This is a genomic window from Lyngbya sp. CCAP 1446/10 (assembly GCF_026130175.1).
GTDB lineage: Bacteria > Cyanobacteriota > Cyanobacteriia > Cyanobacteriales > Microcoleaceae > Microcoleus.
Map to the genome: position 1 here is coordinate 1 of NZ_JAIGNI010000111.1, position 6,704 is coordinate 6,704.

Below are 6,704 nucleotides of genomic sequence, written 5' to 3' on the forward strand. Positions count from 1 at the left end.
CTCCCCATCTCCCCCTCTCCCCCTCTTCCCATCTCCTCACTTGTTGGGTTTAATATAGGCAATTGCCGATCGCGAAATCATAATTTGTGTTTCTGAGGGATCTAGGAGGCAAAGACAGCTATTGTCCTGCCAAAAAATTCTGCCGGCTAGCAAGTCGCCGGTCATGAGTTTGATCTCTACCTGTTCTTTTTCTTTGATGTAGCTTTGTATTAAGCGAATGCTGGGCAATCCGGTCTCAAATTCAGACATACTGGGAAATGGGTAATTTGGTCATTGGTCATTGGTCATTAGTCATTAGTCATTAGTCGTAGGGTGGCCAACTGAGGAGTGAGGATTGAGAACTAATGACATCCGGGCGGGACGCAACTGGCAAATGAGTAATGACTTAATGACTTTATGCAGTGTATCAACTAATCAGTTTTAACCAAAAGAGGTTTGTTTTTATGCCGATCGAGTTTGCGAAGTATCACGGCCTGGGCAATGATTTTATTCTGATTGACAACCGCCACTCCTCAGAACCAGTTTTAACACCAGAACAAGCTGTCGAAATGTGCGATCGACATTTTGGCATTGGCGCAGACGGCGTGATTTTTGCTCTTCCGGGTCAAAACGGCACTGACTATACGATGCGGATTTTTAATTCCGACGGTTCGGAACCGGAAATGTGCGGCAATGGGATTCGCTGTTTGGCTAAGTTTATCGCTGATTTGGAAGGTGAGAAGGCAAAAACTGACTACCGCATCCACACTCTGGCGGGTGTGATTAGCCCGGAATTGCGATCGGACGGTCAAGTTAAGGTGGATATGGGAGTTCCCCGGCTTCTGGCTGCGGAAATTCCGACAACTTTAGCTGCACCGGATGCGAAAGTGATAGATGTGCCGATCGATGTTGCCGGTAAATCTTGGTCTGTTACCTGCGTTAGCATGGGTAATCCTCACTGCATTACTTTTGTAGACGATGTTTCGGCTGTTGCTTTAGAAAATGTCGGACCTCAATTCGAGCACCACCCGGTCTTCCCGCAGCGTACCAATACGGAATTTATTCAAGTTATACGATCGAACTACGTAAAAATGCGGGTGTGGGAAAGGGGCGCAGGTGTTACTCTAGCTTGTGGGACTGGTGCTTGTGCTGCTGTGGTGGCTGGGGTGTTGGTCGGGAAGTGCGATCGGGCAACTGCTGTTGAACTCCCCGGCGGCGTTTTGGAAATCGAATGGGCAGAAGTTTCTGGGCGGATTTACATGACTGGGCCGGCACAGCGAGTATTTACTGGCTGTCAGTAGTCTGTTGACAGTTGACAGTTGTCATTAGTCCTTGGTCATTAGTTTTTGGTCATTAGTCTTTGGTCATTAGTCAGAAGCAGTTTTTGGTGGAATTGACAAATAAGAAAAATTCTTGAATTCAAAATTTTTCTTTAATTTTTTAATTATGAAGAATGCTGAATGACTAATGCCCTGCGCCTTCTGAAGTCATTGGCTGAAGACTACTGACTAATGACTACTGACTAATGACCAATGACAACTGACTAAAATCTAAAATCTAAAATCTAAAATTTACTAGGTGAATGTGCATGGCTGGAGGTATTTATCTGATTCAGGACGACGACAGGCTGGTAGAAATGATGGAACAGCCCTACGACTCGGAAGACCAGTTACAAGACTTGCTAGTAACTTATCCTAACTTGATCGCTGGAGACCAAATCGATCGCGCGACGGCGCGGAGGTGGCTGTTAATTTCGCGGGAAGCAGCAACGCCCACGGATGAGGAAACAGCCGTCCAATGGTCGCTGGATCACTTATTTCTCGACCAAAATGCCGTTCCTACTTTGGTGGATGTCAGGCGCACTCCTAATGCCGAACTGCGGCAAAAAGTGTTGGGTCAGTCGATCGACTATGCTGCTAATGCGTTGGTTTATTGGCCGATCGATTCTATTATTGCTCTGTTTGAAGCTAATTGTCGCGATCGGGGTCGCGATCCAGAACAGATTTTTGAAGAGTTTCTCGGTGAAGATGTGAATGAAGACCTATTTTGGCAGAAGGTTAAAACTAATTTGCAAGCGGGTAAAGTTCGCCTAGTATTTGTAGCTGACGAGATTTCCGCTGAAATGCGCCGAGTTGTGGAATTTCTCAACGAACAAATGGATCCGGTTGAAGTTTTAGCCCTGGAAATTAAGCAATATGTCAGTGAAGATGGTTTAAAAACATTGGTTCCCAGAGTCATCGGTCAGACAGCAGAAGCACAGCAGAAAAAATCCAGCACAACTCGCGAAAGAAGACGCTGGGATGAATTGTCATTTTTTGCCGAAATCAAGGCTAGAAGGGGCGCAGATGAGGCGCGAATCGCAAAATCCATATACCTTTGGGCGAAAAATCAAGAACCCGAAATTCAAATCAATTGGGGAACGGGGGACACCTACGGCGGTTTTGCCGCCGGGTTGCATCACAGGGGAAAAAAACTATATCAGTTATTCACTGTAGATATTGCTGGCAGAATGGAGATTTCTGCTGACAATTATGGTTCCCAGCCGCCGTTTAATGCAGAACAAAATTGGCTGGAATTGAGAAACAAGCTGAGTTCGATCGGTCTCTCGCTACCTACAGAACCTGGAGAGAGAAGGTCTCCGAGTCTGGCTTTATCTACTTTGGAAGACGAATTTGCCCTCCAGCAAGTTATGGAAACTTTTGGCTGGGCGATCGAGCAAATTAAAACGTTATAGTCATTGGTCAGTAGTCAGTAGTCAGTAGTCAGCAGTCAGTAGTCATTGGTTATTAATTGTTGGCTGACGTTATTTGTCCGATGTCTTGATTCTACAGTTATTAGTTGTTTGCTGCTGACCAATGACCAATGACCAATGACTACTGACCAATGACTATTGATAGCGAATATTAGCTTGTTTCAAGCGTCGCAAAGCTTCTCCCAGCCGATCGCAATCTGCAATCAAACTAATTCTCACATATCCTTCGCCGCCAGGGCCGAAAGCATTACCAGGAGTCACAACCACACCCGTTTGCTGCAAAACATTCAAAGCAAAATCGGTAGAACTCATCCCTGGAGTGCAAGGAACCCAGAGATACATTGCAGCCAGAGGTTTAGGAATATTCCACCCCAATTCTGCCAGTCCTGCAACCATAAAATCGCGGCGAGTGCGGTAGCGTTGCTGCACTTCGTGCAAGTAACTATCCGGCAATTGCAGCGCAGTTTCTGCTGCGGTTTGCAAAGCGGAAAATATACCGTAATCTAGGTTAGTTTTTAACGTTCGCAAACCTTGAATTATCTTGCTGTTTCCTACGACAAAACCCACTCGCCAGCCGGCCATGTTATAGGTTTTTGACATCGTATGAAATTCGATGCCGATTTCTTTGCCGCCGGGAATTTCTAATAAACTTGTCGGTTGATAGCCGTCAAAGGCTAACTCCGCATAACACAAGTCATGAACTAGCAAGATTTGATGTTTGTGGGCGAAAGCAACAATATCTTTGTAAAATTCGCGGGGGGCGGTGGCTCCGGTCGGATTGCTGGGATAATTAAAGTAGAGAATTTTTGCTTGTTCGGCTACGCTGTCGGGAATCGAACCTAAGTCAATTACCCAGTCATTTTCGGGTTTTAGGATGATGTTATGAACTTTGGCACCGGCAATGATTGGCCCGCGAAATAATACGGGATAAGCGGGACTCGGTACTAATACTAAGTCGCCGGGATTGATGTAGGCGATCGCAAAATGTGCTAAACCTTCTTTGGAACCCAATAAAGGCAATGCTTCGCTTTCTGGATCGAGTTCAACATTGTAGCGGCGGCTGTACCATTTGGTAATTGTGCGGCGAAAACTAGCAGTTCCTTCAAAGGGTGGATAGCCGTGATTTGCAGGATTTTGGATGGCTGCGACGGCGGCTTCTACTACTGGTTGAGGAGTGGCACCGTCGGGGTTTCCCATTCCTAAGTCTATTAAATCTAGTCCTTGTTCGCGGGCGCGGGCTTTGAGTTCGTCGAGACGGGCAAATACGTAGGGCGGTAGTGTTTGCAACCTGTCAGCAGGGCTAATCCAATCCAAAGTCATTTGTTTTTTGTCAGTTGTCAGTTTTCCTGGTTTGTAGTCAGGACTTCAGTCCTTTCTAGCACAATACGGTTTAGTTAACACCCGGAGATCCCCCTAAATCCCCCTTAAGAAGGGGGACTTTGAGAATACTCTTGTCCCCCCCTTCTTAAGGGGGGTTAGGGGGGATCGGACTTAACGAAACCGTATTGCTTTCTAGCACTGTTTTTTCAGGACTTTAGTCCTTACTACAAAAGGTTTTAATGCTTGATTTTCAATTCTCCCACAGGTGCGGTAGTAGAAACCATCGCCGCCATTAATTGTTCGGGTACGACTTTAAACGGCAGTCTGTGGATGTCAGAGTCGGGATTGCAGGCTATGTCGGCGGCCTGCTGCAATTGTGTGAGGCTAACGTCTCCGAGTCCTAGATTGTCTAAAGTTTGGGGCAATCCAATCTCGGCGTAGAATTTTAGCAGTTGCTGTCGGGCGGTGGCTGCGAGTTGATTGTTTTGCAGCATTTCTTCTAACCGCAGTTGCACTAAAATGCCGTAGGCGACTTTTTCTCCGTGCAATGTGCCGTGACTTGCTAATAGATGAGTTAGGCCGTTGTGGACGGCGTGGGCGGCGACGGTGCGACATTGGGCTCCGCCGATGCCGCCAATTACTCCTGCTAGCAATACGGCCGCATCTGTGACTTCTTGCCAGGTTTCGCTACCGGGTTCTTTGAGGGCGGCGGCGGATTTTTGGAATAAGATATCGCGCAGGATTCTAGCTTGTTGGACGGCGGCAATTATCATTGTTTGTTCTGAGTGTCCGCTGCTGACTGATGCTTCGTACCATTTGGCAATCGCATCTCCAATTCCTGCTATTAATGTCCGCTGTGGTGCAGTTTGAATTAAGCCGTAGTCGAGTATCAATAAATCGGGACATCTGGCTAGTGTGACATCGTATTGGAATGCACCTTGTTCTGAATAAATGTTAGAAAGGGCTGTCCAAGCGGCACAGGTGGCTGCTGATGTGGGTATTGTGACGATCGGGATTTTGCACTGATGGGCGACGAGTTTCGCTGCGTCTAAGGCTTTGCCGCCGCCGACACCGATGATGAAGTCGGCTTCATGGGTGGCGGCTGCTGCGCGGAGGGTTTCGAGGCTTCTTTCGCTGCAATCCTTGCCGTATGATGTTTGGGCGGATTTTAACTGCTGCTGTTCGAGGATTGGTTGCAGGTAGGGTTGGGCGGCGGCGAGGGAGTTGCTGCCGCCGACGATTAGCGGCCGCTTTCCGAAACGGGCGATCGCATCTCCGGCTTGTGCTAAGGCTTTTTGACCCCGCAATACACGGGCGGGAGCAATTGTCAAGGAATAAATTGCGGTTGTGTTGGTAGTTTTTGTGCTTTGGGTTTGAGTCATCGAACCACTGGATGAGTTACGGGAAGGTTGACGCTTTGCAGGATTGCTGGATTTTCTAGGATAACTCTAACTCGTGTTGGGCGACTTGGTAAGTTTTGTAAAGTTTTTATTAACTATTGTGGTTGGGGTGGGTATGGGGGAGGTTGAGGGGCGATCGAACTATAGACCTCTTGCATAAATCTTTGATTAATAGAGGAACCGCAGATCAAAAGCAGATAAACACAGATAAACGCAGATAGTTTCAAGATAATTTGTGATTTTTGCAAGAGGTCTTATCATTAGAATTGAGGCTTAACGTACAAATCCCAGACTCGTTTCACTGCTGCTGCATCCGGTTGAGAAATTTGCCCGATTTTCGCTAGCAACAAAGACTTTTCCAGACAATCTAATCTAGACAAGCGTACTGTTGAAGCAACGCGCAAACCGCTGGCAGACCAATCCTTAAGAAATACATCAGTTTGGCTGCGGGGTTTTGCAGAGGTGACGACTGCTACTACAATATCCTCTCCATCCAACCACAGTAAAAGTATGGGGCGTTTTTTAGAGCCTGCGCCGCTTGTAAAGGGAATATTTGCTACCCAAAAATCACCAGGGTCAATAGTCGTCATAAAGTCCTTCGTCTTCGGGTGCGTAACCTTTCAAAAAAGCATCATGGCTACGAGTAATAGCTGGGTCAATTAAATAGTCTTCGCCGTCTAATAGCGAGCGATTGAGAGGCGGTGTTTCTGTTGGCGAAGTGCTAGATTCTGAACTTACGCTCAACGGCTTTGTCTGTAGTATTTTGAGTAGCCAGCGCCTGATATCCAGTCGTGTTTCTGTTGACGAAGTGCTAGATTTTGAACTTATGTTAAACTGCTTTGTCGGTTGTGCTTTGTACAAGAGGAATTGCACAAAATCGAGCACTTCCTCTTGTTTTTCTATAGGCAAAAGTCGCAATTTTTTGACCACGCTTTTTTCGATATTATTAATAGTTTGTTTCATGGGATTTTTACCCTTCCGCTTTGTTAGATTTCTGCGTTACCTACATATTTTATCACGACTCTTAAACGTGAGAGCGTTCCTGATTATAGCCAGTCCAACAATATAACCGACTAAAGTTCCTCACCTCTGTGGTTTTAATCGTTGGAGGTGGGCTGCTATTTCCTGCTATAGCAATCCTAAATCATTTTCTATGTATAGGTGTATTGATGGATTTTGGGGAAATCAAATTTATGTTCGTTTGTGAAAAACTCAAACAAAAATTTAATTATCTTAAAAGACTTACATAAATA

7 protein-coding genes are annotated in these 6,704 nt (G+C 46.2%); 2 read left to right on the forward strand and 5 right to left on the reverse strand.

Annotation, left to right across the window (positions count from 1 at the left end):
- Positions 1 to 36: 36 nt before the first annotated feature.
- A complete protein-coding gene (locus K4039_RS26210) occupies positions 37 to 249 on the reverse strand; it encodes an RNA chaperone Hfq (RefSeq protein ID WP_265239432.1) in 213 nt (70 codons plus the stop codon).
- 194 nt (positions 250 to 443) lie between these two features.
- Between K4039_RS26210 and dapF the strand changes: the two genes are divergently transcribed.
- Complete coding sequence (dapF, locus tag K4039_RS26215; protein ID WP_265239433.1) at positions 444 to 1,280, forward strand: diaminopimelate epimerase; 837 nt, start codon at positions 444 to 446, stop codon at positions 1,278 to 1,280.
- Between the two features lie 287 nt (positions 1,281 to 1,567).
- Entirely contained in the window at positions 1,568 to 2,713 is a 1,146-nt protein-coding gene (locus tag K4039_RS26220) for a hypothetical protein (RefSeq protein ID WP_265239434.1), read from the forward strand.
- A 153-nt stretch (positions 2,714 to 2,866) separates the two neighbouring features.
- On the opposite strand, the gene K4039_RS26225 is transcribed toward K4039_RS26220, so the two are convergent.
- From K4039_RS26225 to K4039_RS26240, 4 genes are all read right to left on the reverse strand, one after another.
- Entirely contained in the window at positions 2,867 to 4,051 is a 1,185-nt protein-coding gene (locus K4039_RS26225) for an aspartate aminotransferase (protein WP_265239435.1), read from the reverse strand.
- Positions 4,052 to 4,287: 236 nt separating this feature from the next.
- The gene (locus K4039_RS26230) at positions 4,288 to 5,433 is read right to left on the reverse strand and encodes an iron-containing alcohol dehydrogenase family protein (protein WP_265239436.1); all 1,146 of its coding nucleotides are present in this window, start codon (positions 5,431 to 5,433) and stop codon (positions 4,288 to 4,290) included.
- A gap of 278 nt (positions 5,434 to 5,711) precedes the next feature.
- A complete protein-coding gene (locus tag K4039_RS26235) occupies positions 5,712 to 6,041 on the reverse strand; it encodes a type II toxin-antitoxin system PemK/MazF family toxin (protein ID WP_265239437.1) in 330 nt (109 codons plus the stop codon).
- Complete coding sequence (locus tag K4039_RS26240) at positions 6,028 to 6,414, reverse strand: DUF2281 domain-containing protein (protein WP_265239438.1); 387 nt, start codon at positions 6,412 to 6,414, stop codon at positions 6,028 to 6,030. The genes K4039_RS26235 and K4039_RS26240 overlap by 14 nt, the downstream gene beginning before the upstream one ends.
- Positions 6,415 to 6,704: the final 290 nt, after the last annotated feature.